Source organism: Paenibacillus sp. NPDC058071, from assembly GCF_042885235.1.
GTDB lineage: Bacteria > Bacillota > Bacilli > Paenibacillales > Paenibacillaceae > Pristimantibacillus.
Window position 1 is genome coordinate 42,243 of the sequence record NZ_JBHVSK010000007.1, and the last position, 25,950, is coordinate 68,192.

A 25,950-nucleotide genomic window follows, 5' to 3' on the forward strand; every position below is an offset into this window, starting at 1 on the left:
AGACCTTGTTTTATCCGTTAGTCCTCGTCTTTGAACGTAAAGTTTCGAGCCGCATATAGAAATGGCGTCGAGCATACCGATACAATAAATTTAATAAGATACGTCGTCAAAAAGACCGACAGCCAAATGTCGAACTCATAAAGATTATAGAAAGCGATCGTGCAGAAGATAAGAGAGTCGACCAATTGGCTGACCGCGGTGCTGCCATTGTTGCGAATCCAGAGCTGGTTACGCGCAGGAAACCACTTTATAAGCAGCGAATATAACCTGACGTCCAGAAATTGGCTGACAAAATAGGCGCATAGGCTGCCTAAAGCGATTTGCGGAAGCAGTCCAAACAGAGCGTTCATCGCCTGCTGCGACTGCTGGGCAACCTCGTTGGAGGAAGGCTCGAACAGAAGGGCGAGCTGCATGATGGCGGTGGATGCGAGCAGCGTAAAGAAGCCGAACCAAACGGCTTTCTTGGCCGCGCGTTCGCCGTATCGCTCGTTCAGCAGGTCGGAAGCGAGATAGATCGTGCCGTACATCGTATTGCCAAGCGTAATAACGATGCCGAGCGGCATGTCTACGGTCTTGACGACTTGAATATTAGCGAGTACGGTAGCCATGCCGATCCAGGCATAGATGCCGATCCGGCCGAAAAATCGGTAGGACAGCAAGAAGAGCGTGAAGTGTACGAGCATAAAAATAATGCCCAGCCACAAATTAAACATAGATAAAACAACCTCCTAGTTTTGATAACGCGGGAGTTTTCGAACCGCGGCTTGCAGCGGAATAGCTGCAAGGTGTATTATTGTATTTCTGACTTTGACATTATAAGCCTTGCGCGGGTAGCAGGCAAGCGATTTTTCTGCCGCTTGCACAGGCGGGAGGCCTACCCTCAGGAAGAGGGCGCTAATCACGGTTGCGAAGGAGTGGATGAAAGCATGCAGGAAGAGCAACGGTTGGAGCAGCAAAGAGTAGACCGGGTAACCGCACTGATACGAAAGCAAATCGACCATCTGCAGGACAAAACAGGCGTAGTGCGGCAAGAGATCGTCGACATTCGCCGAAATTTCTGGGACGACGTAACGGTCAATTTCGAAGACGCGGCGGAAGCTGCGGAGACGGCTGCCAGCATGAAGCAGCAAGCGGAAGTGCTGCTGGAGCGCGAACATGCGCACGGCCGTGCGGAGCAGCAGCTGAAGGTGCTCATCAAGCTGGAGCAGTCGCCTTATTTCGGCAGAATGGATTTCATCCCAGACACGGCCGATAGCGACGGTCGTGCGGAGCATATTTACTTGGGCGTCGGGTCGCTGTTAGACGAGACAGGCTCGCATTATTTGATTTATGATTGGCGGGCACCCGTATCAAGCCTTTATTACGACTACCCGCCGGGGCCGGCCGAGTATACGACACCGGGAGGATCGATCGAAGGGGAAATGACGCTGAAGCGGCAGTACGTCATACGGCGCGGCGTCATTGCCAGCATGTTCGATACCGGCGTAACCATCGGCGACGAGCTGCTGCAAGAGGTGCTGGGCCAGCAATCCGACGCGCAGATGAAAACGATTGTCGCGACGATCCAGCGCGAGCAAAACCAAATTATCCGCAATGAGCGAGCCAGGCTCCTGATTGTGCAAGGAGCTGCGGGAAGCGGCAAGACTTCTGCGGCGCTGCAGCGGGTCGCCTATCTCCTTTACCGATACCGCGATACGCTGAATGCCGATCAAATTGTGTTGTTCTCGCCGAATCCCATGTTCAACAGTTATGTATCGACCGTACTTCCGGAACTGGGCGAGCAAAATATGCAGCAGACGACTTATCAGCAGTATGTTGAGCATAGGCTCGGGGAGTCGTTTGCGCTTGAGGATCCGTTCGTACAAATGGAATACACGCTGGGGGCATTGGACGATCCGGATTATGAGGCGAAAATCGCTTCTATCCGCTATAAATCAGGAGTGCCGTTCATGGAAGCAGTCCAAAGCTACGCCAAATCGCTCGGCGAATCCGGTCTGAAGTTCAAGCCGATCCGATTTCGCGGAAGGACGATTGTGCCGGCGGAGCGAACGAGCGAATATTTCTACAGCCTCCATGATTCGCTGTCGATCCCGAATCGGATGCGCATGACGTCGGAATGGCTGCTGAAGGAATTGACGCGGCTGGGCAAGGAAGAGCGAAGCAAGAAGTGGGTGCAGGACGAAATGGAGCTTCTCGACAAGGAAGCCTATATCCATGCCTATAACGAGCTGCAGCGAAAAAATAAATTTACCGAAGATTCGTTTGACGATTTCCGCCATGAGCAGGAGATGCTGTCGGCAATGATTGTCCAGGAGCGGTTCAAGCGGCTGCGGTCGCGCGTGAAAAAGATGAAATACATCGACATGCCTGCTATTTATCGCGCGTTGTTCACAGATGCGGGCCTGCTGGCCCGGCTGACGGAAGACGACGTTCCTGCAGACTGGAATCGGATATGCGAGCTGACCGAAGAGCGGCTGAATCGAGGGGAAATGGGTTATGAGGACGCGACGCCTTATTTGTATCTGGCGGAATCGCTGGAAGGCTTTCATACCAATACGTCCGTTCGCCACCTGTTCATCGACGAAGCGCAAGATTATTCGGCGTTTCAGTTCCACTACTTAAAGCGGATTTTTCCGATGGCGAAAATGACGGTGCTCGGTGATTTGAACCAATCGATCTTCGCCCATTCGGCGGATGGCAGAGGATTCGAACCGCTTTCGGGCTTGTTCTCCCCTGAAGAAACGGAAAAGATCGTCCTGCATCGAAGCTATCGTTCAACTCGGCAAATCGTCGAATTCACTAGCGATATGGTGGAGAACGGCGCAGAGATCATCCCGTTCAACCGGAACGGAGAGGAGCCAACCGTCGAGCGGGCCGGCAATAAAGAGGAACTATTATTGCTTATTAAGGCTAAGCTGGACGAATTGCGAAGCAGAGGCGTTCCGTCGATCGCGCTCATCGGCAAGACGGCGGAAGAAAGCAAAGCTCTGTTCGACGCGTTAAAGACAGCTTACGCTGATTTGCGACTGATCGAAAAAGAAACCGTCACCTTCGAGAAAGGGACGGTTGTCATTCCATCGTATTTGGCTAAAGGTGTCGAATTTGATGCTGTCGTCATTAGCGACGCTTCCGCTGCTTCGTACGGCAAGGAAAGCGAGCGGCGTCTATTTTATACCGTCTGCACGAGAGCGATGCATGAACTGCATCTGTTCTATTGCGGGGAGCCGACGATGTTTCTGACGGAGCGGCGTCCGGCGCGTTCGGGCGGTTGACCGTGCAGAAAGCAAGATGACGATTGCAATCGTCCGGCCCAGAGCCGCTAACCGATGGTTAGCGGCTCTTTCGCACTTCCGGCCAAATTTCGCTAACGTCTATCCTAAGCTCGGAGGCGATAAGTTCGGCGGTAAGACGCTGCGGCTTCTCGATTTTGCCGTTGCGCAGCTTCGAGATCGTTTGCAGTGAAATGTTGGTGGCAGCGGACAGCTGATTTGCGCTAATGTCCCGCTTCGCCATCCATATTTTCAGCTTAGTTGCCGAGTCTATGAAATCGTTTACCGGTTTGTAATCCAAAATAACGAACGCATATTCCTTCAGCTTGCCGAAGCCGTCGAAAAGCGGCGTGAACGAGACGGTAAGCTCCAACTGGATGCCGTTCAGCTCTACCGTACGGATGATAATCGTATTTAGTTTTTTGATTTGGTTCGTTTCGGGTATGAGATCCGTAATGCGCGACAGTTCCGATTCCGTAATGAATTGGAAAAATGTTTCATCTTCCAGAGGCACTTCCGGTTGCAGCAGAGAGCGCGTGCGGGTATCTCTTAAATACCGAATATGATACGTCGTATCAACGACGCCGCTTACGAGCACTTGATGGAGCTCCGCTTGCCGGTCGATCCACTTTTGCGCGCTCAAATCTTCGAACTGCATCAAGGTGAGGCCGTTTTCCGAGCTACCGTAGTCGAGCGGCTTGTTTTCCATGCGCACCGGGACTATGCGCTTACGCGCGGTTGTCAGAGCGCCTTCCCGTTTAAACGGCCGAGCAGCCGTCCGATCCGAGTAGGGGCCGATTACGCTTTTTACCGGTTTGTTTCTCAATTGTTCGCCGGTGTACCCGGTCAATCGTCCAAAGGCGGAATTCACCTCGTAAAATACGACAACGTCTCTCGTTACGCGAACGATGACCATCGGCTGCTCCAGCTCTTGAAAGATATGATGGAACAATTGTTGCTGCAAAGCTAATTGCCTCCTTGATAACTTTGGTGGTGTATAGACGGAGAAGACTGACTGAAAGTTACTCAACCGAGTATAAAGAAACTTTCGTTTACAAACAAGTTCATGTATAATTTAGACGTATTTACAATAATTTCTTGGCTTTTGTTTAATTAATTAAACTTGAAAGCTGGAGAACCATGTAACGCGCGGACGACAGGGAATGTGCCGCTAAGGAATGCTTTAATCTTATTTATACAAACTTTATTTCCTAGCCTTTTACTACTAATATAATAAGATGCAGAGGTTTGCTTGCGTAACATACAAGGGGGTAACGTACATCATGAATATTTGCATCGTAGAGGATTGCGCTCGGCCGGTCAAAGCTAAGCAGCTTTGCGCTATGCATCATCAACGGATGCTTCGGCACGGCGATCCGCTCACGGTGAGGCCGGCGAAAGAAAAAAAGAGAGAAACTTGCAAATGGATTCATTGTACGAAAGATTCGGTGACGAAAGGTTACTGCTCCAAGCACTACTACATACAACGCGTATCGGCAAGTAGACAGGAACAATAAATGCACTAATGTAAGCTTTTTTGACATCCGATGAAAATGGGGTGTCATTTTTCAGGGGAATATGTATAATAGGATTAAGCAAGCGCCGCCGCCCACAAAACAGCAGGCGTTCCATCATTTGCGGCATACATCCCACCAGTGGAGGTGAACGTTCATTTTGATGCAAACGGCGCCTTTCGGCTTGTCGATGTCTGATTTGTTTTTGTTCAATGAGGGGAGCTCTCACCACAGCTATCGCTTTATGGGGGCTCATCCGATGAAATGGGAGGGCGTCAGCGGCGTCCGTTTCGCCGTATGGGCGCCCAATGCGACGCAGGTTCGGGTAACCGGCAGCTTTAATGGCTGGGACGGCGCATCGCACAGTATGACCAAAGCCGGATCGACCGGCATATGGGCGCTGTTCGTTCCCGGTATCGGAGAAGGAGATCTTTACAAATATGAAGTATTCACCTCTTCGGGCGAGCGTCGGCTGAAATCCGATCCGTACGCATTTTATGCCGAGCGGCGTCCGTTGACCGCTTCTGTCATTACCGAGCTGAACGGCTTCCCTTGGCGGGACGGCAATTGGCTGGAAGAGAAGCGGAGCAAGCATGCTTATTCGAATCCGCTGCTCATTTACGAGGCTCATGCGGGCTCATGGCGAGTGAAAGGGAAAGAGGTCTATTTGACCTACGACGAACTGGCTGAACAGCTGCTGCCGTACGCCGTCGAAATGGGCTACACCCATATCGAGCTGCTGCCGCTTGCCGAGCATCCGCTCGATCAGTCGTGGGGGTATCAGATTACCGGTTTTTATGCGCCCTCGAGCCGTTATGGAAGGCCAAAGCAGCTGATGCATTTCGTAGATTGCTGCCATGAGCGCGGTCTTGGCGTCATTCTTGATTGGGTGCCCGGCCATTTTTGCCGCGACGATCACGGCTTACGCCTATTCGACGGCACGCCGATATTCGAAGGGCCGGACGAGAAGCTGGCGGATAAACCGCAATGGGGTACGCTAGCCTTCGATTTCGGCAAAAACGAAGTCGTCAGCTTTCTTATTTCGAACGCCGTCTATTGGATGGAAATGTACCATATCGACGGACTTCGCGTCGATGCCGTCGCCAGTATGATCAATCTTCATATGGATAAGCCGAAGGAGCTTTACACTTGGAACAAGCTTGGCGGCATCGATAACCTCGATGCGCTGCGCTTTCTGAAGCGGCTGAACGAAACGGTTTTTCACTACTACCCCGAAGCTCTAATGCTGGCGGAAGACTCTTCCGCTTGGCCCGCAGTCACCTCTCCTACCTACTTAGGCGGGCTGGGCTTCAATTTCAAATGGAATATGGGCTGGATGAACGACATTTTGCGTTATATGTCGTACGATCCTTCCGACCGCAAGCACTACCACCACTTAATCACGTTTTCTCTCGTATACGCTTTTTCCGAGAATTACGTCTTACCGTTGTCGCACGACGAAGTCGTTCACGGCAAACGATCTCTCCTCAACAAAATGCCAGGCACATATGAAGAAAAATTCGCGCAGCTGCGGCTGTTTTACGGTTATTGGATGACGCATCCAGGCAAAAAGCTGCTGTTCATGGGCGGCGAATTCGGTCAGTTCGACGAATGGAAGGATGCCGAAGAGCTTGACTGGCTGCTGCTCGATTACGAGCTGCACCGCAAAACGCAGCAATACGTGCGGGAGCTGAACGCTCTGTATACTGAGCTTCCGTCGCTTTGGGAGAAAGACGCCGAATCGGGCGGTTTTCGTTGGATCGACGTTCATAATGCCGACCAATCTATCATATCCTTTATACGTTATGGAACTAAAAGTTTTTCGGTCATCGTCGCGAATTTTTCGCGTTCCGGCTATGACAGCTACCGGATAGGCGTTCCCGAGCAAGGTCTCTATCGCGTGCGGATGCATAGCGACGAGGAACACTACGGAGGCCGCGGCACGAGGCAGCGCCATGTGGCAAGCGAAGCTACCGCTTGGCACGGCTGCAACCAAAGCATTTCGTTATTGATTCCCCCCTTATCCTTCCAACTGCTCATCCTTGAAACGGGGGACACACACTAAGAAGGAGTTGGTGTCTATGGGCCGTAAAGAAATGATCGCCATGCTGCTGGCGGGCGGCGAAGGGAAAAGGCTTGGCGTATTGACGAAGGATTTGGCCAAACCCGCCGTTTATTTCGGCGGAAAGTATCGCATTATCGATTTTACGCTCAGCAACTGCGCACATTCGGGCATTGATACAGTTGGCGTGCTAACGCAATACCAGCCGCTCGAGCTGAATCGCTATCTCGGCATCGGCACGCCGTGGGGGCTGGACCGGAAGGACGGTGGAATGGCTATACTGCCTCCATACGTTAAGCAAAAGGGCGGCGTGTGGTACAAAGGGACGGCGAATGCCATCTATCAAAACATGGCGTTTATCGAACGGTATAATCCAAGCTATGTGCTTATCATATCTGGCGATCATATTTACAAAATGAATTACGAGCTGATGCTGCAGCATCACAAGCGGCGGGGGGCCGACCTGACAATTGCCGGCATCGAGGTCGACTGGAAGGAAGCGAGCCGTTTCGGGGTTATGCATGTCGACGATGAAGACCGGATCACGGCCTTTGAAGAAAAGCCGAAAAATCCAACCAGCAACATCGCCTCAATGGGCGTCTACATTTTCTCCTGGCCGGCGCTGCAAAACTATTTGTCGCTGGATGAAGCAAACCGGACGTCGAACCATGACTTCGGAAAAGATATTATTCCCGCGATGATGAAAGACGGCTTGCACATTAGCGCTTATTCCTTTAAAGGCTACTGGAAGGACGTCGGCACGATCGAAAGTTTGTGGGAAGCGAATATGGATCTGCTGGCAGACGAGCCGTCGCTTGACCTGTCGGACAAAAACTGGCGCATTTACTCGGTCAGCCCGAATCGTCCGGCCCAGTACGCGGCGCCGGGCGCCGAACTGACCTCCTCGATGGTGACAGAAGGCTGCTTTATCGAGGGCACGGTCGAACGGTCTGTGTTGTTCTACGGCGTAGAGTCAGAAATAGGAAGCCAGATCAGTGAATCGGTGGTTATGCCGAACGTTAAAATCGGCAAGGGAGCTCGCGTATATCGATCTATTATCGGCGAGGGGGCCGTGATCGAGGACGGGGCGACGGTTGGCGACCCGGATGGCGAAGACATTACGGTCGTCGCGATCGGCGAGCGGGTCGGCCGCAATCCTGTTTTATTGGAGGTGGAGCAGCCATGAAGCATCGCGTTATGGGCGTCGTCAATTTGATCCACGAAACGGATGAGCTGGAGCGGCTGACGGAAAGCCGCTGCCTCGCTACCGTTCCGTTCGGAGCTCGTTATCGGCTGATCGATTTTGTTTTGTCCAGCATGGTCAATTCCGGCATTAACAAGGTGGCAGTGTTCGCCCATACGAAATTCCGCTCGCTGATGGATCATTTGGGTTCGGGCAGCCACTGGGATTTGAGCAATCGTCAGAGCGGTCTGTTCCTGCTGCCGCCGGCGACCGACGATATTCAGGAAATTAGCCGCGGCGACTTGTATCACTTTTATCAGCACCGGGATTACTTCAACCGGTCGACACTGGAATATGTCGTGATTACAAGAAGCCATATGGTATGCAACCTCGATTTTGGGCCGGTAATTGATTTTCACGAGGAAAAGGGCGCCGACATTACGGTCGTATGCAAAGAGCAAACGGAAGCGCTGCTCGGAAAAGCACGCAAAGTAAAAATGGATGACGACGGCCGCATTACCGCCATCCAGGATCATTATGGCAGAATGCAAAGCCGGATTTCATCGATGGAAATGTACATTATGAAGAAGGACCTGCTCATGGAACTGGTCGAGACGTCGCTTGCTCAAGGCCAGGATCATTTGGTTCGCCATGCGATTTTCTCGCGAATCGACAAGCTGCAAATTTACGGCTATATGTACGAAGGCTATTTGAGCGTCGTCAATACGCTGGCCAGCTACTATGAAAGCAATATGAGCTTGCTGCGGCCGGATGTATGGCGGGAGTTGTTCTTTCAGCCAAACTCCGTCTTTACAAAGGGCAAGGATGAGCCGCCAGCGCGCTACACCGCCTCTTCGAAAGTCAGCAACTCGTTGATCGCCAACGGCTGCCGAATCGAAGGAACGGTGGAGAACAGCATTCTGTTCCGGGGCGTTCACGTTCGCAAGGGAGCAGTTATTCGCAACAGCATCGTCATGCAGAACGGCGATGTCGGCGAGAACAGCTTGATCCAGTACAGCATTTTGGATAAGGACGTGCATGTGCAAAACGAGCGGGATATACGAGGTTCGTCGGACAGTCCGTTTCTGGCCGGGAAAAGAAAAATCATATAGTCTAGCACATCGGCTTATCGGTAGGTGCGATCCATACGATAGAGCGACAACGAGGTGAATGCGATGAATCTGTTATTCGCAACGTCTGAAGCCGTTCCTCTTGCCAAAACAGGAGGGCTTGCCGACGTTGCCGGCGCTTTGCCGAAGGCGCTCGCGCAGCATCGCGCGGACGCCAGAGTCATTCTGCCTAAATACGAGGAAATTCCGTCTTCGTATCTGGAGAAATTTGAGCGGCTGGCGGAGTTTACGGTCAACTTCAGCTGGCGCAACCAGTATTGCGGCCTGCTGCGGGGCGAGATCGACGGCACCGTCTATTACTTGATCGATAACGAATTTTATTTCAAGCGAAGAGGGCTGTACGGCTATGGCGACGACGCCGAACGGTTTGTCTTTTTCTGCTTCGCCGTTATGGAGGCGGCGCGGTACTTCGATTTCCGCCCGGATATCGTCCACTGCCACGATTGGCAAACGGGACTGATCCCGTTCCTGCTGCGGACGAGGTACGCTCACGATCCGGCTTGGTCGGGAGTCAAATCGGTGTTTACGATTCATAATTTGAAGTATCAGGGGCTGTTCGGCATCGAGCTGCTGAAGGATTTGCTTGGCGCTGGAGACGAGCTGTTCGGGTCCGACGGCTTGGAATTCCACGGCGCGGCGAGCTGCATGAAGGGCGGTCTCGTATACGCGGACAAGCTGACGACGGTCAGCGAGACGTATGCCAAGGAAATACAGGGCTGGGAGCACGGCGAATTGCTGGACGCGCTGCTTCGCTACCGTTCCGGCGACTTGTCCGGCATTGTGAACGGCATCGACGAGGAGCTGTTCGATCCCATGAACGATGCGGCGCTGCATACGCCTTACCGCAATTCGCTGGCTCGAAAGCGGAAAAACAAGGCCGATTTACAGCAGGAAATGGGCTTGCCCGTCTCGGAAGAGACGCCGTTAATCGGCATCGTCACAAGGCTTGTGGAGCAAAAGGGCTTTGACCTCATAGCAGCCAAGCTTGAGTCGATGATGAAGGAAGATCTGCAGTTTGTCGTTCTTGGCTCCGGCGAGCGCCGCTATGAAGAGCTGATGAACGAGATTGCCGGCCGTTATCCGCACAAGGCGGCCGTGTGGCTCGGATACAACGACCGTCTGGCTCGCCGGATATACGCTGGCTCCGACATGTACTTAATGCCATCGCGATTCGAGCCTTGCGGCTTAAGCCAGCTGCTGGCGCTTCGTTACCGATCAGTGCCGATCGTGCGGGAAACCGGCGGTTTGAAAGACACGGTCCAGTCTTACAATGAATTTACGGGTGAAGGCAACGGTTTCAGCTTTACGTACTACAACGCAGACGATTACTGGTACACGGTACAGCGCGCGCTAGCGATGTACCGTGATCCGCAGACGTGGAAAAGAATCGTTGCGAACGGCGCGAAAGAGGATCACAGCTGGAATCGGTCGGCGAAAGCTTATATCGCCTTATACGATCAACTTCTGTCTCATCGAAGGGGGAATGAGCCATGGCCCGTCATCTCGTAATCGGCAACGGCAAGCTATTGGTCAATTTGGATCAGCACTGTTTTATTCGGGATATCTATTATCCATACGTCGGTCAATTGAATCACGTTGGCGGCCACTATTGCCGCTTCGGCATTTGGATCGGAGGAGCGTTCTCCTGGCTTGACGAGCCGGAATGGAAATTCGAGATGGATTACATCGAGGACTCGCTCGTTACGAACATTATTGCGAAGCACGAAGGACTGGACGTCGAGCTTCATATCAACGACGGTATTCATCAACGTGAATGCATCTATATTAAACGGGTCGTCATCCGCAACCGGCGGAACGAGCCGCGGGAAGCACGTTTGTTCTTTCATCAGGATCTGATGATCGAAGGGTCGGAAGTCGGCGATACGGCGGCGTATTATCCTGAAAATAACACGCTGTTTCACTACAAGCGCTCAAACTACTTTATGTTCAGCGGCTCAACCGACGAAGGCGGCATTATGCAATATTCTACAGGCATTAAGCGATTCCACTCGGCGGAAGGAACCTGGCGGGACGCAGAGGACGGGGCGCTGATGGGCAACACGATCGCGCAGGGCTCGGTCGACAGCACGATCAGCTTGCGTACCATTGTGCCGCCGAACAGCGAGAAGACGGTTTATTACTGGATGTCGATCGGCAGCAACCTGGAGGAAGTCAAAGCGCTGAACCAGTATGTGCAGGAAAATCATCCGGAAAAGCTGCTCAGCCGGATGGTCATTTACTGGAAGCACTGGCTGCGCCGCGCGGAACAGGACACGTACGATTTGCCGAAGGGCGTCGTACGCATGTTTAAACACAGTTTGCTGCTTGTCCGGACGCAAGTGGACGAAAGAGGAGCGATACTGGCGGCGAATGACACCGATATTTTGCAATACAACCGCGATCACTACAGTTACATGTGGCCGCGCGACGGGGCATTGATCGCGGAGGCGATGTCGCTGGCGGGCTACCAAAGCGTAATCGCGCCGTTCTTCACCTTTTGCGCGCAGGCGCTGTCTCCAGAAGGCTACTTGTACCACAAGTACAATCCGGACGGAACGGTTGGTTCCAGTTGGCATCCATACATCGTACAGGGAAGCAGACGGCTGCCGATTCAGGAGGACGAGACGGCGCTCGTTCTGTTCGCGCTCTGGCAGGACTACTCGCGCAATCAGGTAATTGAGCTGCCGCAATCGCTGTACAGCAACTTGATCCGCAAAGCGGCTTCGTTTCTAAGCGAATATATCGAGCCGTCGCTTGCGCTGCCGCTGCCGAGCTACGATCTCTGGGAGGAGCGCTACGGAATTTGGACGTATACGGCCTCTTCGGTGTACGCAGGGCTGATGGCGGCCGCTTTCTTCACCGAATTGTTCGGCGATTACGAGCGAAGCGATCATTACAAAAATACGGCTAATACGATCAAGCAAGGTATGCTGACTCATCTCTGGGACGAGGAAACGGGCCGATTCGCCCGCGGTTTGATTCAGAAAGACAACCGGTGGGTAAAGGATATGACGCTGGAGAGCAGCATGTTCGGCATCTGGGAGTTCGGCGTGCTGCCCGTTCATGACGACAAGGTCATTCGGACGATGCGGGCAATTAAAGAAGGGCTGCAAATTCGGACTGATATCGGCGGCATTGCTCGCTACACAAACGATTACTATTTTCAGCAATCGAGCGAGATCGAGAAAGTGCCGGGAAATCCGTGGATCATATGTACGCTATGGGTCGCCAACTTCGAGATCGATTCCGCCTCGACGCTGGCCGATCTGGAAGGGCCGAAGCGAACTTTGCAATGGGTCGTCGATCATGCGCTGCCAAGCGGCGTGCTGCCGGAGCAGCTAAATCCGCATGACGGCACGCCGTTGTCAGTGGCTCCTCTCACATGGTCGCATGCGACATTCGTGCAAAGCGTCAGCAAATATACTGCAAAGTATAAGCAGTTGCTGGAGCAGCAGGATAGAGGAGAAGACTCCCGGTAGCCAAAGCGGCTGAGTCCTTGAAGGCAAGGCTGCTTAGATTTGCTGCGGTCATGCAAGGGTCCGATAGGTGAATATGGAATTAAGAACGGGAGCGCATCATGCACTCCCGTTCTCTTTTGGTTGATCTGCTTTGCTTCTTACAAGAAGCAAGAGCGGAGAATAATTACGAGCAAGATGAACAGAACGAGAATCACACCTGTGCTCGTCCAGAGACCTCCTACCGGTCCGCCGCAACCAACATTAGCGCCTGCTACAGGGTATCCCACAGTTCATACCTCCTGAATGGTTAGAGTTGTGATATTCGACCACATCCATAATGTATGAGGCGGGCGGTGAAGAGTATTGGACGTTTGTACCGGTATAAACGCTTTTCAGCGAATGCCTATCTTTGCCACACCATCTAGCAGCCGATTGCCGGCAAACCGGAAGGACGCTTGTATTGTCTAATGTGTTTAATGCGGGATTCCGCATTCATTTCCATCATATTGCCCGCTAGCAAGCTAGAGTCTGCGCCAAGCGCAATGACGCTAACGCAGCCGACGCTGATTCTGGGGCAATGATTGTGCCGGACGATTACAGGGCATGCCGTCTCATCGGCCTCCTCTTCCGTCTCGGAAAAAACGGGGAACGAACGCTCAAAAATGGAATAAGATTCGAAGTAGACAGAGCCGCTTTTCGCATGATCCTCTTGCCGTTGCACGGCTAGTGCAAACAGCTTGGGCGTATACAGTCCGCGATCTCCGAGCTGAACGGTAGCAGCGAGAGAAACGTCGGTGACGGAAAGAAATCCGATCTCGGCGGTGCGGATCGGATATTCGTCAGCGCGGTTAACCGATGAGGGCAGGGAGGAGGTCATTCCTCATTGTCTCTTTCGGATGGCGGAGACTCGCCAAGCGCCGAGCTTGCGCCCTCGGGCGACGGAAAAGGCGCTAACGGTCCGACGATGACCGATTCGGGCGGCGTGTCGAACATGGAGCAAAGCGTCATGCGATCCGTGTCGCCGATTTGCAGTGACGAAGAAGCCGATACGCCAAGTACTTCAATCGAGCCAACGGTTAGCTGTCCATTGTGGACGGTAAACTGAAACATTCACTATCACCTCATGGATTGGAATTCGGGCCTTTCAGCTGCTGCAAATATTGCATCAGAGCGGCATCGGCGTCCCGCTGCGTTTTGGCGATAACGTCGGCTTTACTGCTGTCGCCTGGCAGCTCGCCGCTGCCCGTTCCGTCGGCGGCGCTTTTCACATAAAACTGGATGCGGGTCGGCAGCTGCTTCCGAATATCCTCTATAATCATCCGACGATGATACGGATCGAGAGGAATACCCACCTGTTTCTCCATTTCAATCAGTTTCTTGCTTGCCTCATTATCAAGATAACGATCGAGCTCCTGGCGGATATCGCCGTAAGGACCTTCCGGCGGCGTCATGCCGGGCTTGGCTGCTGGAAAGACGAGCGGCTTAGAGACGCTGGCCTGCTCGATCTCGCCCTTCGCCTCGGGAGCTCCCGGCGGCGTCATGCCGATGTTGAGCGTCCCTTCCAGCTTTTCCACCTTTAATTGATCGAAATGATATTGCAAATTGTCAATATGGTACGTCGGTTTCGACTCCAGCGTCTTAAGCTGCGCGCACATAGCCGCGAGTTGTTCCTCGAGCTGAGCGATTTGCGCTTCCTGTCTACTTAGCTTCGCCTGTACGTCTTGAGACCAGGCGATCCATGGGGATGGGTTGTTTGGTTGCTGCTGCATGACGGTCGCCTCCTGTTTCGTATCGGTATATACCCCGCCTTCTAAGAAGGATTAGGCAGAGGAACGAGAGAGAGCGGACTTTCCTCGACCAGTTGGGCTGCGGGTCTTGTAAATCCGCCAGTGTTGTACAGCTGGGAAAGGGAACGGATCGAGCCGGCGCTGCCGACCTGCAGAACGGAGCTGTTCGACACGCTGTCCACCCGTAGAACATGAATCGTAATCGTCTGATGAACGGTCCAACTCATATGACATTGACCTCGTTCGGCGAGCTGTCCTGCACATCAGGATCAAGCGTATTTGTGGCGCTGACGGCATTGTTGGAGTTGGCGAGACTGCCCGTTAGGAAAGAGCCCGAGCCGGCATACGTCTTAGAGGTGCTGGTCGGCGTGAGCTGTACGGCGTCGCCGAATTGCACGATGGAGCTGGAACCTACGCTGACGATTTTCACAAAACCGACAATGGAAGGCATGCGAAACCCTCCTTTTGATGAATTAATGGTATATCGTATGCGGCATTCGCCCAGAGGTTCCCTGACTGAGGCCGTCTGTTGGACGATGGTCTCTGTTAAAGTGTCGGGAGCGCCCAGAAACGCATATGCTGAAAAAAAGCGGCGGGAGGTGAGCGCAGAGAGATGACGTCGAAATGGGATGAGCTGGAGCGTTGGATGGAAGGGCAAAAGCTTCCGAAAGGCTTCGACGTGCTGCGCGAGCCGGATTGGGTCGAGCAATTCGTCCGTAAAATGATGACCAAATCGCTTCCCGAAGCCGCCGGCATGATGCAGCAGCAGGATGACGGGCCGTCGGTGTTCGAAACGCATCATTTTGTGTTCGTAAAGTTTCCGCTGCCGTCCGGGGTGGAGCGCGATTCGCTCCGCTTGTTCGTTAGGGAGGACCGGATTCGGATAGACGGCTTGCCCGGGGACCGCAAAGAAACGGTCAAGCTTCCAAAGCCGGTTAAGCCGAAAATTTGCCGCGCGCTGGTCAAGAACGGGGTTCTTCAAATCAAGCTGCGCAAAAGGCCGGGAGGCGCGGTCTATTACGAAGCGCCAATTCGCTGGTAATGGGCCAGTCTGGAATGGTTTGAGAGCTTTTTGTCACGAAATAGTACAAGATTGCTGCTGGATAATAAAGCTTCTTTCCCTTATAATGCTATATAGCGAGTAGAAGCGGACAGGCCGTATTTATTACGAAAATTGCCGCTTAACATAGGTGCATAGGGGAGTGTAGAGCGTGTCTCTAGTCGATGTTAGCAACGTTTCGGCTTCTTTGTTTATATTGGGAGTCGTCTTTTTATTGCTCATTTTTGGATTGTTAAGCTTTGGCATCCTTAGAATGTTCCAGCAGCGTTTCCGAACCGGCTGGTTCAGCTTTGCAGGCGCGGTAGTCAGCTTTGTCGTCTTTATGCTTATATTAAATACCTGGTTCCTATAACGGAGCCGGTTCGCGCTTGATAGGAGGGCTTGCAAATGCTGTGGACAGCCATTTGGTTTTTGATCAATCTGTTATTTGTGGCGTCGTTGATTACGTTTCTGTTTATGCAGCGGGCGGTTACCGAGGCTGCGAACAACGGCTCGGAACCGGACAAGCAGCAAAAGGCTAGGCAGCGCAGAAATGTGACGGCGTTTCTATCCATTGCTCTGCTTGTGGCGATGAGCGCCAGTTTTTTAATCAATATGCGTTTGAACGGATAGGCTTCCGTGCAGGAAGAGACAAGGCTCCTCATTGACGGGAGTCTTTTTTTTCGGCATTATGGATGAATAGAGTTCACTTTATGGATTCGGAGGTTCGTTCATTGCATACATTCGAAGAAATCGTACAAAAGATGGCAGGCCAAGGGCTTCGGATCACCGATCAGCGCAAGTCGCTGGCGAAGCTGTTCACCGATTCGCCGGGCTATCTTGCGCCAAAGGATGTCTACGAATATATGGGCAAATCATATGCAGGTCTCAGCTTCGACACGGTTTATCGCAATTTGCGCGTCATGGAAGAGCTTGGCGTGCTGGAACAGGTCGTGTTTGAGGACGGCGTTAAATTTAAGCTGCATTGCCGGGAGCATGATCATCATCACCACATGATCTGTCTGCAGTGCGGCCGCACATATCCGATTACATTTTGCCCGATGGAACAGACGCTGGTGCCCGACGACTTTAAAGTCGTTAAGCACAAATTCGAAGTGTTCGGCTATTGCAAAGATTGCTCGCAGGAAGAGGCCGGTGCAGGAGCGGGAGCAAACTAATGGGTGCGCAAGGCAGGAAAACGGCGGTCCGCGTCATGAAAGCTCCCGTCCTGTTTTATCGCAAAGCGATATCGCCGCTGAAGCCGCCGACCTGCCGGTTTTATCCGACCTGTTCGGCGTATGCGCTAGAGGCGCTGGAGAAGCACGGCGCGGTCAAAGGCTCCTGGCTGGCGGCGAAACGGATCGCCCGCTGCCATCCGTTCCATCCAGGCGGCTTTGATCCGGTGCCTCCGGCTCCCGGCGAAGGCGAGAAAACGCCCGATTGATCGAGGCAGCTTGACAGACGGCTGCTGCATTGGTTATATTTTGATTTATATAACGATTTCGATGAACGGATGAGTACGATGATCCGTCCTATCGCAGAGAGCCGGGCATCGCGGTGAAAGCCGGCATAGGACGACATTGGAATATGGTCCGGGAGAATCCGCACTTCGAGCCAGTCGCATAGTTTGCGGCAGGTAAGGGAGCGGCGCACAGTCTGCGTTACGGACTTGCCGTCCGGTATGGACGGCGCTACGAAGCTGCTTGCGTTACGGCGGGCGGGCCTATTAAGGCCAGTCGACCGGTGCGCAGCAGAAATTTGGGTGGTACCGCGTGAGTCAAGCTCTCGTCCCATGTTGGACGGGGGCTTTTTGCGTTTTTCAAGCTATTCATTAAAGGAGGATGCACAATGGGAGATTCGTCTAAAAAAACGTTTTACATTACGACGCCGATTTATTATCCGAGCGATAAATTGCATATCGGCCATGCCTACACAACGGTGGCGGGCGATGCGATGGCGAGATACAAACGGCTGCGCGGCTACGATGTCTGGTATTTGACGGGCACGGATGAGCATGGGCAAAAGATCGAACGCAAGGCGGCGGAAAGCGATAAGACACCGCAGCAGTTCGTAGACGACATCGTTGTCGGCATCAAAGAGCTGTGGGCGAAGCTGGAAATTTCGAATGACGATTTTATCCGTACGACGCAGCCGCGTCATAAGAAGATCGTCGAGAAAATATTCGATCAATTGTTGAAGCAGGACGATATTTACAAAGGCGAATACGAAGGCTGGTACTGTACGCCTTGTGAATCGTTTTTCCTGGAACGCCAGCTTGTCAACGGCAATTGCCCGGACTGCGGACGTCCGGTTGAACTCGTCAAGGAGGAAAGCTATTTCTTCCGGATGAGCAAATACGCCGATCGTTTGCTGCAGCTTTATGAGGAAAATCCGGGCTTTATTCAGCCGGAATCGCGTAAAAACGAGATGATCAACAACTTCATTAAGCCAGGTCTTGAAGACCTGGCCGTATCCCGCACGACGTTCGACTGGGGCGTGAAAGTACCGGGCGATGCGAAACATGTCATTTATGTTTGGATCGACGCTTTGTCCAACTACATTACGGCGTTAGGCTACGGCTTGGACGGCGAAGAAGGCGCGAAGTACGATAAATACTGGCCGGCAGACGTTCATCTGGTCGGCAAGGAAATCGTTCGCTTCCATACGATCTATTGGCCGATCATGCTGATGGCGCTTGGCGTTCCGGTTCCGAAAAAAGTATTCGCTCATGGCTGGCTGCTGATGAAGGACGGTAAAATGTCCAAATCGAAAGGCAACGTGGTTGATCCGGTAACGCTAATCGACCGCTACGGACTGGATGCTGTCCGGTACTACCTGCTGCGCGAAGTTCCGTTTGGAGCAGACGGCACGTTCACGCCGGAAAACTTTGTCGACCGGATCAATTTCGATCTGGCCAACGATCTCGGCAACTTGTTGAATCGGACGGTCGCGATGATCGACAAATATTTCGAAGGCAGCATTCCGGGATATGCGGGTCGCGTGACGCCGTTTGATGAGGCGCTGCAGTCGCTCGCCGAGCAAACGGCTCAGCAGGTCGAAGCGGCGATGGAGAACATGGAGTTCTCGGTCGCGCTTGCTGCCATCTGGCAATTCGTCAGCCGCACGAACAAATATATCGACGAAACGCAGCCATGGACACTGGCGAAAGACGAAGCGAAGCGGGATGAACTCGCATCCGTTATGCACCATCTTGCGGAATCGCTCCGCCTCGCGTCGATTTGGCTGCAGCCGTTCCTGACGCATGCGCCTCGCCAATTGTGGAAGCAGCTCGGCATCGAGGAAGGCGAGTTGACGGCTTGGGAAAGCTCGAAGCAGTTCGGTTTGCTGCCGGCGGGTACGCGCGTCGTTAAAGGCGATCCAATCTTCCCACGTCTAGACACTGCTGAAGAGGTCGCTTATATTGCTGCCGCAATGGGCGGCGGCGCCGCAGCGGCCGAGAAAGAGTCGAACGGAAATGCAGAAGCTGCAGCTCCAGCGGTTGTTGAAGCTGGCGAGCTGAAAGAGGAAATCGGCATCGACGAGTTTGCGAAAGTAGAGCTGCGCGTAGCGCAGGTAATCTCTGCGGAGCCGGTGAAGAAAGCCGACAAGCTGCTGAAGCTGCAGTTGGATCTTGGCTACGAACAGCGCCAGGTCGTATCGGGCATCGCCAAGTTCTATACGCCGGAGGAATTGGTCGGACGCAAAGTCATTTGCGTGACGAACTTGAAACCGGTGAAGCTGCGCGGCGAACTGTCGCAAGGCATGATTTTGGCCGCTTCGCACGGCGACCAACTGACAGTAGCATCCGTACCGGACAGCATGCCGAACGGCGCGATTGTGAAATAAATTGAAGTCCGGTACTGAACCGGTCCTGCGATAAGCAATAAGCGTTTCGAATGCCTGACGCGTCCCTCTTAGGGCGCGTCAGGCATTTTTTTTCTATAGAATGACTTATGGAGGGCTAACATTAATTAAGTTAGAGAGTTTTCTACAAGGCAACCTGCAGGATGGTACTGCGTTATGGCGCGCCAAAGGCGCCGCGCATAAGGAAGCAGCACGATGGCGGCGGTCGCACCATTCTGAGAGCAATAACTGCCTTTTTTCATTTATTTTCTCGGTTTAGGGTGGAGGATGTGGGAATAACTGCGTTTTGGCAGTTATTCATAAGATCCCCCTCCATTTATGTTCATGGCGAGAACAATAACTGCTTTTTTGCATTTATTTCCTCAGTTTGGGCTATAGGGTATGGAAATAAATGCATTTTAGCAGTTATTTTAGGAAATCTCCTGCATTTGCGTTCATGTCGCCGACGATAAAGCCTATTGCAGTTATTTCCTTTATTCTGACGGGGAGAAGAGAGAAATAATGCGTATTTGCCGTTATTCTTTTTAGTAGGTACGTTTATTTAAGGGGGCACGCAAGCTAGACGTTCAACCGAAGGTATTAGAAGCTCCTAGCCGAATGAAATTTCGTCAGCAGCGTTACAAATACGCCGATCATTAACGTTAGTAGAGGATGAGGCAGGGAGGGGTGAGCTTTTAACGCCCCTGGAGGACTAGCTCTTAAAATAGAAAAAACCGTGACGTAGGATAGAAACAAAACAACAATAATTAAAGGTTTAATCAAACTAGCGCCGCAAGCTACTCACTTTCACTTTCATTTTCCGTCCCACAAGAGAACTGAATAATCAGAGTAAGATGTGAATGTATAGACCTGATTAGACGTGTGTATAGTAGATTTAATGACTACGTAAGGATTTCTTCACTTGGAATCATGCGCTGTTTTCGGATTTGAGGACATTTAATAGAGATAGCGACAACTGATCATCATATGAATTGGATGAAGCCGACGACGGCTGGCAGCCAAAAAAATCGTTGACAGTGCGAATAGCCCCTCTTATAATCGTAATAGTAACGATTACGAATTAGATAAAAGGAATGGAGATCAAACTGAAATGAAAGCAAATCTAGTCCGAAAAAAGAAATATATGCTGCAGACTGCCTTTGTAACGGCTGCGCTTATGCTCGTCTTGTCTGCTTGCGGAGGAGGCGACGCCTCCAAGTCGTTGGTTGAAGGAAAAACGAATGTCGTCACCAGCTTTTATCCTATCTATTATTTAGCGACAGAAATCGGCGGCGAGTACGCGAACGTCGTTAACCTCATTCCTGCAGGCGTGGAACCGCATGACTGGACGCCAAAGAGCAAGGATCTCGTTACCGCGTCCAACGCTCAGCTTTTCCTATACAACGGCGCTGGATTGGAAGGCTGGACCGACGCTTTCCTGAAAGGATTGTCGAAGGACAGCAAACTGAAGGTGGCGGAAATGAGCGCAGGCATCGCACTGATTAAAGGGGACGGAGAAGTCTCTCACGATCATGAGGAAGGTCACGATCATGACGATCACGACCATGCAGACGAGCACGCTCAAGAAGCGGGACATGAAGACGATGGCCACGGCCATTCGCATGATTTGGACACCGATCCTCACACTTGGGTAAGTCCGAAATCGGCTCTCGTCATGGCGGAGAACGTGAAACGCAGCCTGATTGAAGCCGATCCGGTCAACGAGGCGGGATACGAAGCTAATTTCGAGGCGTTGAAAGTGAAGCTGGAAGCGTTGGATAATAAATTCGAAACCGAGCTGTCCAAGACGGCAAGAAAAGATATCGTTGTCTCCCATCAAGCGTTTGGCTATTTGGCGAGAGACTACGGCCTGAAGCAGACAGCGATTATGGGATTGTCTCCGGATGCTGAGCCGAGAGCGCAGGATTTGATGAAAATTGCCAAATTCGTAAAAGAAAATAAAATTCCATACATTTTCTTCGAAGAGCTTGTATCGCCGGCTCTAGCTGAAACGCTAGCAAGCGAAGCGGGCGTTGAGACGCTTGTCCTGAACCCGGCGGAAGGCTTGACGCCGGAGCAAGAGAAGAAAGGTGACAATTATATCACCATTATGGAAAGCAACTTGCAAAATTTAATTCAAGCTTTACAATAAGACATACATTAGGCGATTAAAAAGATACGGTTACACGCGGAAATAAGGGAGGTCATGGACGGCACAGCCGAACATGACCTCCCTGTAGTGCCGCTTATGGCCGTCCGAAAGCAGAAAGAGGTGCAGCCATGCTGCAAAAGAATACCGAAGCCGCCAACGCGGCGATTTGCCATCAAGATATCATTTCGCTGGAAGGGGTCACGTTCTCCTACCAGCAGCAGCAGGTCATTACCGGTCTCGACTTTTCCGTTAAAGAACGGGATTTTATCGGGCTGATCGGCTCGAACGGCGCCGGTAAAACGACGCTTCTGCGCATGATCGTTGGACTGCTGAAGCCGGAGAAAGGCGTTATCAAGCTGTTCGGCGAGCCGGTCTCCCGTTTTAAGCAATGGGAACGAATCGGTTATGTGCCGCAGAAGAACTCATTTAACCCGTTGTTTCCGGCAACGGTCCGAGAGGTCGTCATGTCCGGGCTTTACGGCCGCAGCAAGCTGTTTCGTCCTTTGAATAAAAATGATCAGCTCAAATGCGACGATGCGCTGCGGACGATGAACATCGAGAATTTGGCCGGCAAAATGATCGGCCAGCTGTCTGGAGGCCAGCAGCAGCGCGTTTTTTTGGCGCGCGCACTCATCAATAATCCGTCGCTGCTTATTTTGGACGAACCGACGGTAGGCATCGATACGGAAACGCAAGAAGGCTTTTTTAATATGATCAAGCATATGCATCAGCATCATAATATGACGTTTCTAATGGTGTCTCACGATATGGACATGATCCGTTCGTATTTAGGCCAGGAGCCTGCGGCCGAAAGCGGCAAGCTGAAGTTTTATCGCAAGCATTCGCATGAGCTGCAGGATTGTGTCGTGAGCGACTTTTCGCACGGCTTGAAGGGACTCGCCGAGCAAATGGAGAGCAGGAAAGAGGTTGTTTCAGTTGGAGATTATAGCTAGTGAGTTTTTTCAACGGGCGCTGATTGGGGGAGTGCTAATCGGCATTACGGCGCCGTTGATCGGTATTTTTCTCGTTCTTAGACGTTTATCGATGATTGGAGATACGCTCTCGCACGTATCGATTGCAGGCGTTGCACTCGGGTTTCTGATCGGCGTTTACCCGGTAGCGGTGGGGCTCGTCTTCGCGATTGCCGCGTCGTTCGCTATCGAGAAGCTGCGCAAAGCGTATAAAACGTACGCCGAGCTGTCTATCGCCATTATTATGTCCGGGGGCGTGGCGCTGGCCTCCTTGCTGTTTACAATGGGCAAAGGGTTCAACGCCAACGTGAACGGCTACTTATTCGGCAGTATTTTTACGCTTGGCACATCCGATCTCATTGTGATCGCGGTCACTACGGTCATCGTTTTAATCGCCGTACGGACGCAGCTGAAGGAATTGTTTTTACTGACCTTCGACGAAGACGCGGCTGCCGTCAGCGGCTTGCCCGTCCGGTTTTATAATGTTATGATTAGCGTGCTTACCGCGCTTGTCATCAGTGCTTCGATCAAAATCGTTGGAGCGCTGCTCGTCTCGGCGCTGCTGACGATACCGGCGGCTTGCAGCTTGATCATCGCAAGAAGCTTTAAACAAAGTATCATTACGGTTGTCGTGATTGGCGAGCTGGCTGTTATTCTCGGGCTTCTGATAGCCGGAGTGCTCAACCTTGCGCCCGGCGGAACGATCGTATTGCTGCTTATCGCTATATTGCTGGTGCTATTACTGTTCAGGCTGGGAAGGCCGACAAGCAGCTAATTTACAAGAGGTGCATGCCATTGACGGACATTAATATTTGGCTGGCGTTCGGCGCCGGCCTTGCTTCTTTTATTTCGCCTTGTTGTTTGCCTTTATATCCATCCTATTTGTCTTACATAACGGGTATTTCAGTCAGTGATTTGAGAGAAAACAAACATACGAAGACGATGCGGATGCGTACAATGACCCATACGCTGTTCTTTATTCTCGGGTTTTGCACCGTCTACTACACGCTTGGATACGGTACGAATGTATTCGCTGAATTTTTCAGCCAATACGATCAGTTGATTCGCAGGCTGTCCGCCATTTTGATTGTATTGATGGGACTATTTCTGATCGGTTTGTTTCAGCCGCAAGCGTTGATGAAGGAACGCCGCTTCTCATTCGATCCGAGCAAAAAAACCGGCTTTCTCGGCTCCTTTATTTTCGGCGTCGGTTTTTCTGCAGGATGGACACCGTGCATCGGCCCCGCGTTAACGGCTATTTTAGCGCTCGCTGCGTCCGAGCCGGGCACTTGGTTCCAACTGACGACCGCTTATGCGCTTGGCTTTGCCATTCCGTTCTTCGCGCTGGCGTTCTTCCTTGGCTCTGCGAGATGGCTGCTCAAATATTCATCCATTGTGATGAAGATCGGCGGCGGCGTCATGATTTTAATGGGTATTCTTCTGTTTACCGACCAAATGACGAAAATAACGGTTTGGCTCAATATGGTGACTCCGGACTGGTTGAAGTTTTAAAAACCGTCCGGAGCCGGCAGCCGTTCTGCCAGCAGCGCTCCGAATCCGGGGCGTTGTTTTATTGTCGGACGACGCTTTCGCCGGAATTGAGAATAAGTTGCAGAACGCGTTAAAAACGGTGTATGATACTAAGAGCAACGAAGCGGGACAAGGGTAACGCAGTACTAGTAAGGGGGTTCTTCATTGCCGACTCCGAGCATGGAAGACTACTTGGAACGAATTTATAAGCTAATTGACGAGAAGGGATACGCTCGCGTATCAGACATTGCGGAGGGACTTGAAGTGCATCCGTCCTCCGTTACGAAGATGATCCAGAAGCTGGACAAAGACAATTATTTAATTTACGAGAAGTATCGCGGGCTTGTTCTGACGAGCAAAGGCAAGAAGATGGGGAAAAGGCTAGTCGACCGCCATCAATTGCTGGAGTCGTTTTTGGCCGTCATTGGCGTTCAAGAAGAGAACATTTATCGCGATGTAGAGGGAATTGAGCATCATTTGAGCTGGGATTCGATTACCTGCATTGAGACGCTTGTCGAATACTTCCGTCGCGATCCTTCCCGCATGGAGGAATTGAAGGGCGTTCGCGATGAATTAGATAAAGAATAGGTTGCAGCAAGAAAGCCTGCCGGGAGTCCCCGGCAGGCTTTCTTGCCTTTATTTTGTTTTAACGCGGACGGTGTGGTGATAGGGACAAATGCGGCGCGCATATATACTGTTGACGGTCGTCGGATAGACGGCGATGACGACAGAGCGGGGAGGAAAGCCTTTGATTATTGACGCGGTGTTCGAAGGAGGCGGGGTAAAAGGGATATCGTTAACGGGTGCCGTCAGAGGGGCCGAAGTGGCCGGCATCAAGTTCGGACAAGTGGCAGGTACATCGATCGGCGCTATTATCGCCGCGCTGCTTGCAGCCGGCTACGACGGGCTGCAGATGAGGCATATCGTGGCCAATACGCCGTTCTCCACTTTTTTGAAGCGCTCCTTTCTCTTCAACGTGAAAGTCATTGGGCCTGCGGCCAGATTGTTTATTCGAAAAGGGCTGTACAGCGGGGAAGCTTTGGAGTATTGGATTGAAGGACTGCTTGCAAAGCGCGGTATAAAAACATTCGGCGATTTGCCGCCGGGTAAACTCCGAATTGTCGCTTCGGATATTACAAATGGCCGGCTGCTCGTTCTTCCAGATGACTATCCGATGTACGGCATCGATCCGAGGAAAGCGGGGGTGGCCAGAGCCGTGCGGATGAGCGCCAGCATTCCGTTCTTTTTCGATCCGGTTATATTGCGCTATTCGGACCAGGCGTCGATTTGCCTAGAGGTGCCGCAGAAGGATGCAGGCAAAAAACTGCACAGCGCATACATCGTAGACGGCGGGTTGCTAAGCAACTTTCCGTTATGGATATTTGATAAGGAAAAGGGCGCCGGAAAGGCGCCCGTCGTCGGTTTTCAAATGGTTGGCCGAAACGAAAACGAACCGCGTCATATACGCGGTCCGCTGTCGATGTTTCAAGCGATGTTCGAAACGATGCTGCAGGCCCATGACGAACGTTATTTACATGATGACGTCCGCGACCGAACTGTTAAAATACCGACGCTTGGCGTTCGAACGACAGACTTTCATCTATCGAAAGCGATGAGCGAGCAGCTTTATTTGTCCGGTTATCGTGCGGCGGAAACGTTTTTCGAAGGTTTTAAGTGTCCTTAATGATACTTCGGCGTATCATCGTTGTCGTCTTTGCCGCCGTTAATCACGCGGAACGGAACGGTTCGCGATTTCGGCTTTTGCCTCGGCGCCGTCCGGTTCTGTTTCACGTTCGGCTGACCGGGGCGAGCGCTGCGTCCCCAGGTTGAGGGCGGATATTTGTAGAGCAGGAAGATGCCGCCGATCAGTACGATAGGCAGCACCCAGCCCAACGGGTCAGCAGCGATGCTATAAAAAATTCCGATGACAAGAAGCGCGAGCGTAATAATGGAAACGGCGTTCCATCTGCGAGGCAGTTTGACCATGGCCGACCCCGTCCTTTACCTTGAAT

Annotated in this window: 28 protein-coding genes; 19 read left to right on the forward strand and 9 right to left on the reverse strand. The window is 52.2% G+C overall.

The window, feature by feature from the left end; translation table 11 throughout:
* Positions 1-17 precede the first annotated feature (17 nt).
* Complete coding sequence (locus ACFVTB_RS13420) at positions 18-713, reverse strand: queuosine precursor transporter (protein WP_387749519.1); 696 nt, start codon at positions 711-713, stop codon at positions 18-20.
* Positions 714-926: 213 nt separating this feature from the next.
* On the opposite strand from ACFVTB_RS13420, the gene helD reads away from it, so the two are divergent.
* Positions 927-3,272, forward strand: a complete 2,346-nt coding sequence (gene helD / locus ACFVTB_RS13425; protein WP_387749521.1) for an RNA polymerase recycling motor HelD — start codon at positions 927-929, stop codon at positions 3,270-3,272.
* A 58-nt stretch (positions 3,273-3,330) separates the two neighbouring features.
* Here helD and ACFVTB_RS13430 read toward each other — a convergent pair whose 3' ends face one another.
* The gene (locus ACFVTB_RS13430) at positions 3,331-4,233 is read right to left on the reverse strand and encodes a helix-turn-helix domain-containing protein (protein ID WP_387749524.1); all 903 of its coding nucleotides are present in this window, start codon (positions 4,231-4,233) and stop codon (positions 3,331-3,333) included.
* A gap of 319 nt (positions 4,234-4,552) precedes the next feature.
* Here ACFVTB_RS13430 and ACFVTB_RS13435 point away from each other — a divergent pair, with 319 nt between their 5' ends.
* From ACFVTB_RS13435 to ACFVTB_RS13460, 6 genes are all read left to right on the forward strand, one after another.
* Positions 4,553-4,786: a hypothetical protein gene (locus ACFVTB_RS13435; RefSeq protein WP_387749526.1), complete on the forward strand. Its 234-nt coding sequence runs from the start codon at positions 4,553-4,555 to the stop codon at positions 4,784-4,786.
* 160 nt (positions 4,787-4,946) lie between these two features.
* Positions 4,947-6,848, forward strand: coding sequence for a 1,4-alpha-glucan branching protein GlgB (gene glgB / locus ACFVTB_RS13440; RefSeq protein WP_387750178.1), 1,902 nt, complete (start codon positions 4,947-4,949; stop codon positions 6,846-6,848).
* 16 nt (positions 6,849-6,864) lie between these two features.
* On the forward strand, positions 6,865-8,031 hold the full coding sequence (locus tag ACFVTB_RS13445; protein ID WP_387749529.1) for a glucose-1-phosphate adenylyltransferase: 1,167 nt from the start codon (positions 6,865-6,867) through the stop codon (positions 8,029-8,031).
* Positions 8,028-9,140 carry a glucose-1-phosphate adenylyltransferase subunit GlgD gene (gene glgD / locus ACFVTB_RS13450; protein WP_387749531.1) on the forward strand — a complete coding sequence of 371 codons (1,113 nt, stop codon included), beginning with the start codon at positions 8,028-8,030 and terminating at the stop codon, positions 9,138-9,140. The genes ACFVTB_RS13445 and glgD overlap by 4 nt, the downstream gene beginning before the upstream one ends.
* A gap of 63 nt (positions 9,141-9,203) precedes the next feature.
* Positions 9,204-10,667, forward strand: coding sequence for a glycogen synthase GlgA (glgA, locus tag ACFVTB_RS13455; protein ID WP_387749534.1), 1,464 nt, complete (start codon positions 9,204-9,206; stop codon positions 10,665-10,667).
* Positions 10,649-12,637 carry a glycoside hydrolase family 15 protein gene (locus ACFVTB_RS13460; RefSeq protein WP_387749537.1) on the forward strand — a complete coding sequence of 663 codons (1,989 nt, stop codon included), beginning with the start codon at positions 10,649-10,651 and terminating at the stop codon, positions 12,635-12,637. The genes glgA and ACFVTB_RS13460 overlap by 19 nt, the downstream gene beginning before the upstream one ends.
* Positions 12,638-12,774: 137 nt before the next feature.
* Here the strand turns inward: ACFVTB_RS13460 and ACFVTB_RS13465 are convergent, their stop codons facing one another.
* The 6 genes from ACFVTB_RS13465 to ACFVTB_RS13490 form a co-directional block, all read right to left on the reverse strand.
* Complete coding sequence (locus tag ACFVTB_RS13465; RefSeq protein ID WP_387749539.1) at positions 12,775-12,903, reverse strand: hypothetical protein; 129 nt, start codon at positions 12,901-12,903, stop codon at positions 12,775-12,777.
* 134 nt (positions 12,904-13,037) lie between these two features.
* A complete protein-coding gene (locus ACFVTB_RS13470; RefSeq protein ID WP_387749542.1) occupies positions 13,038-13,493 on the reverse strand; it encodes a spore germination protein GerPE in 456 nt (151 codons plus the stop codon).
* Entirely contained in the window at positions 13,490-13,726 is a 237-nt protein-coding gene (locus ACFVTB_RS13475; protein WP_387749545.1) for a hypothetical protein, read from the reverse strand. Before ACFVTB_RS13475 ends, ACFVTB_RS13470 begins: the two co-directional genes overlap by 4 nt.
* A gap of 11 nt (positions 13,727-13,737) precedes the next feature.
* Positions 13,738-14,385, reverse strand: coding sequence for a spore germination protein GerPC (gene gerPC, locus ACFVTB_RS13480; protein WP_387749548.1), 648 nt, complete (start codon positions 14,383-14,385; stop codon positions 13,738-13,740).
* Positions 14,386-14,426: 41 nt separating this feature from the next.
* Complete coding sequence (locus ACFVTB_RS13485) at positions 14,427-14,630, reverse strand: spore germination protein GerPB (protein ID WP_387749551.1); 204 nt, start codon at positions 14,628-14,630, stop codon at positions 14,427-14,429.
* Positions 14,627-14,854: a spore germination protein gene (locus tag ACFVTB_RS13490; RefSeq protein ID WP_387749553.1), complete on the reverse strand. Its 228-nt coding sequence runs from the start codon at positions 14,852-14,854 to the stop codon at positions 14,627-14,629. Before ACFVTB_RS13490 ends, ACFVTB_RS13485 begins: the two co-directional genes overlap by 4 nt.
* Positions 14,855-15,016: 162 nt before the next feature.
* Here ACFVTB_RS13490 and ACFVTB_RS13495 point away from each other — a divergent pair, with 162 nt between their 5' ends.
* The 12 genes from ACFVTB_RS13495 (at position 15,017) to ACFVTB_RS13550 (ending at position 25,622) form a co-directional block, all read left to right on the forward strand.
* The gene (locus ACFVTB_RS13495) at positions 15,017-15,445 is read left to right on the forward strand and encodes an Hsp20/alpha crystallin family protein (protein WP_387749556.1); all 429 of its coding nucleotides are present in this window, start codon (positions 15,017-15,019) and stop codon (positions 15,443-15,445) included.
* Positions 15,446-15,614: 169 nt separating this feature from the next.
* Complete coding sequence (locus ACFVTB_RS13500; protein WP_387749559.1) at positions 15,615-15,815, forward strand: hypothetical protein; 201 nt, start codon at positions 15,615-15,617, stop codon at positions 15,813-15,815.
* 35 nt (positions 15,816-15,850) lie between these two features.
* A complete protein-coding gene (locus ACFVTB_RS13505) occupies positions 15,851-16,075 on the forward strand; it encodes a hypothetical protein (RefSeq protein WP_387749562.1) in 225 nt (74 codons plus the stop codon).
* 101 nt (positions 16,076-16,176) lie between these two features.
* A complete protein-coding gene (locus ACFVTB_RS13510; RefSeq protein ID WP_387749565.1) occupies positions 16,177-16,620 on the forward strand; it encodes a Fur family transcriptional regulator in 444 nt (147 codons plus the stop codon).
* Entirely contained in the window at positions 16,620-16,886 is a 267-nt protein-coding gene (gene yidD, locus ACFVTB_RS13515) for a membrane protein insertion efficiency factor YidD (RefSeq protein ID WP_387749568.1), read from the forward strand. The genes ACFVTB_RS13510 and yidD overlap by 1 nt, the downstream gene beginning before the upstream one ends.
* 404 nt (positions 16,887-17,290) lie before the next feature.
* Positions 17,291-19,288 carry a methionine--tRNA ligase gene (gene metG, locus ACFVTB_RS13520; protein ID WP_387749570.1) on the forward strand — a complete coding sequence of 666 codons (1,998 nt, stop codon included), beginning with the start codon at positions 17,291-17,293 and terminating at the stop codon, positions 19,286-19,288.
* 1,108 nt (positions 19,289-20,396) lie between these two features.
* Positions 20,397-21,437 (forward strand): metal ABC transporter substrate-binding protein, encoded by a 1,041-nt coding sequence (locus ACFVTB_RS13525; RefSeq protein ID WP_387749572.1) that lies wholly within the window; start codon positions 20,397-20,399, stop codon positions 21,435-21,437.
* A gap of 128 nt (positions 21,438-21,565) precedes the next feature.
* Positions 21,566-22,390: a metal ABC transporter ATP-binding protein gene (locus ACFVTB_RS13530; protein ID WP_387749574.1), complete on the forward strand. Its 825-nt coding sequence runs from the start codon at positions 21,566-21,568 to the stop codon at positions 22,388-22,390.
* Positions 22,374-23,183: a metal ABC transporter permease gene (locus tag ACFVTB_RS13535; RefSeq protein ID WP_387749576.1), complete on the forward strand. Its 810-nt coding sequence runs from the start codon at positions 22,374-22,376 to the stop codon at positions 23,181-23,183. Before ACFVTB_RS13530 ends, ACFVTB_RS13535 begins: the two co-directional genes overlap by 17 nt.
* A gap of 20 nt (positions 23,184-23,203) precedes the next feature.
* Positions 23,204-23,920: a cytochrome c biogenesis CcdA family protein gene (locus ACFVTB_RS13540; protein ID WP_387749579.1), complete on the forward strand. Its 717-nt coding sequence runs from the start codon at positions 23,204-23,206 to the stop codon at positions 23,918-23,920.
* Between the two features lie 183 nt (positions 23,921-24,103).
* Positions 24,104-24,526 carry a transcriptional regulator MntR gene (gene mntR / locus ACFVTB_RS13545; RefSeq protein ID WP_387749581.1) on the forward strand — a complete coding sequence of 141 codons (423 nt, stop codon included), beginning with the start codon at positions 24,104-24,106 and terminating at the stop codon, positions 24,524-24,526.
* A 160-nt stretch (positions 24,527-24,686) separates the two neighbouring features.
* Complete coding sequence (locus tag ACFVTB_RS13550; protein WP_387749584.1) at positions 24,687-25,622, forward strand: patatin-like phospholipase family protein; 936 nt, start codon at positions 24,687-24,689, stop codon at positions 25,620-25,622.
* Here the strand turns inward: ACFVTB_RS13550 and ACFVTB_RS13555 are convergent.
* The gene (locus ACFVTB_RS13555; RefSeq protein WP_387749587.1) at positions 25,619-25,924 is read right to left on the reverse strand and encodes a hypothetical protein; all 306 of its coding nucleotides are present in this window, start codon (positions 25,922-25,924) and stop codon (positions 25,619-25,621) included. The genes ACFVTB_RS13550 and ACFVTB_RS13555 overlap by 4 nt on opposite strands.
* Positions 25,925-25,950 lie beyond the last annotated feature (26 nt).

Coding starts and splice junctions, on each gene's coding strand:
- ACFVTB_RS13420 (WP_387749519.1), bottom strand. CDS start 713: ATGTTTAATTTGTGGCTGGGCATTATTTTTATGCTCGTACACTTCACG.
- helD (WP_387749521.1), top strand. CDS start 927: ATGCAGGAAGAGCAACGGTTGGAGCAGCAAAGAGTAGACCGGGTAACC.
- ACFVTB_RS13435 (WP_387749526.1), top strand. CDS start 4,553: ATGAATATTTGCATCGTAGAGGATTGCGCTCGGCCGGTCAAAGCTAAG.
- glgB (WP_387750178.1), top strand. CDS start 4,947: ATGCAAACGGCGCCTTTCGGCTTGTCGATGTCTGATTTGTTTTTGTTC.
- ACFVTB_RS13445 (WP_387749529.1), top strand. CDS start 6,865: ATGGGCCGTAAAGAAATGATCGCCATGCTGCTGGCGGGCGGCGAAGGG.
- glgD (WP_387749531.1), top strand. CDS start 8,028: ATGAAGCATCGCGTTATGGGCGTCGTCAATTTGATCCACGAAACGGAT.
- glgA (WP_387749534.1), top strand. CDS start 9,204: ATGAATCTGTTATTCGCAACGTCTGAAGCCGTTCCTCTTGCCAAAACA.
- ACFVTB_RS13460 (WP_387749537.1), top strand. CDS start 10,649: ATGGCCCGTCATCTCGTAATCGGCAACGGCAAGCTATTGGTCAATTTG.
- ACFVTB_RS13470 (WP_387749542.1), bottom strand. CDS start 13,493: ATGACCTCCTCCCTGCCCTCATCGGTTAACCGCGCTGACGAATATCCG.
- ACFVTB_RS13475 (WP_387749545.1), bottom strand. CDS start 13,726: ATGTTTCAGTTTACCGTCCACAATGGACAGCTAACCGTTGGCTCGATT.
- gerPC (WP_387749548.1), bottom strand. CDS start 14,385: ATGCAGCAGCAACCAAACAACCCATCCCCATGGATCGCCTGGTCTCAA.
- ACFVTB_RS13485 (WP_387749551.1), bottom strand. CDS start 14,630: ATGAGTTGGACCGTTCATCAGACGATTACGATTCATGTTCTACGGGTG.
- ACFVTB_RS13490 (WP_387749553.1), bottom strand. CDS start 14,854: ATGCCTTCCATTGTCGGTTTTGTGAAAATCGTCAGCGTAGGTTCCAGC.
- ACFVTB_RS13495 (WP_387749556.1), top strand. CDS start 15,017: ATGACGTCGAAATGGGATGAGCTGGAGCGTTGGATGGAAGGGCAAAAG.
- ACFVTB_RS13505 (WP_387749562.1), top strand. CDS start 15,851: ATGCTGTGGACAGCCATTTGGTTTTTGATCAATCTGTTATTTGTGGCG.
- yidD (WP_387749568.1), top strand. CDS start 16,620: ATGGGTGCGCAAGGCAGGAAAACGGCGGTCCGCGTCATGAAAGCTCCC.
- metG (WP_387749570.1), top strand. CDS start 17,291: ATGGGAGATTCGTCTAAAAAAACGTTTTACATTACGACGCCGATTTAT.
- ACFVTB_RS13525 (WP_387749572.1), top strand. CDS start 20,397: ATGAAAGCAAATCTAGTCCGAAAAAAGAAATATATGCTGCAGACTGCC.
- ACFVTB_RS13530 (WP_387749574.1), top strand. CDS start 21,566: ATGCTGCAAAAGAATACCGAAGCCGCCAACGCGGCGATTTGCCATCAA.
- ACFVTB_RS13555 (WP_387749587.1), bottom strand. CDS start 25,924: ATGGTCAAACTGCCTCGCAGATGGAACGCCGTTTCCATTATTACGCTC.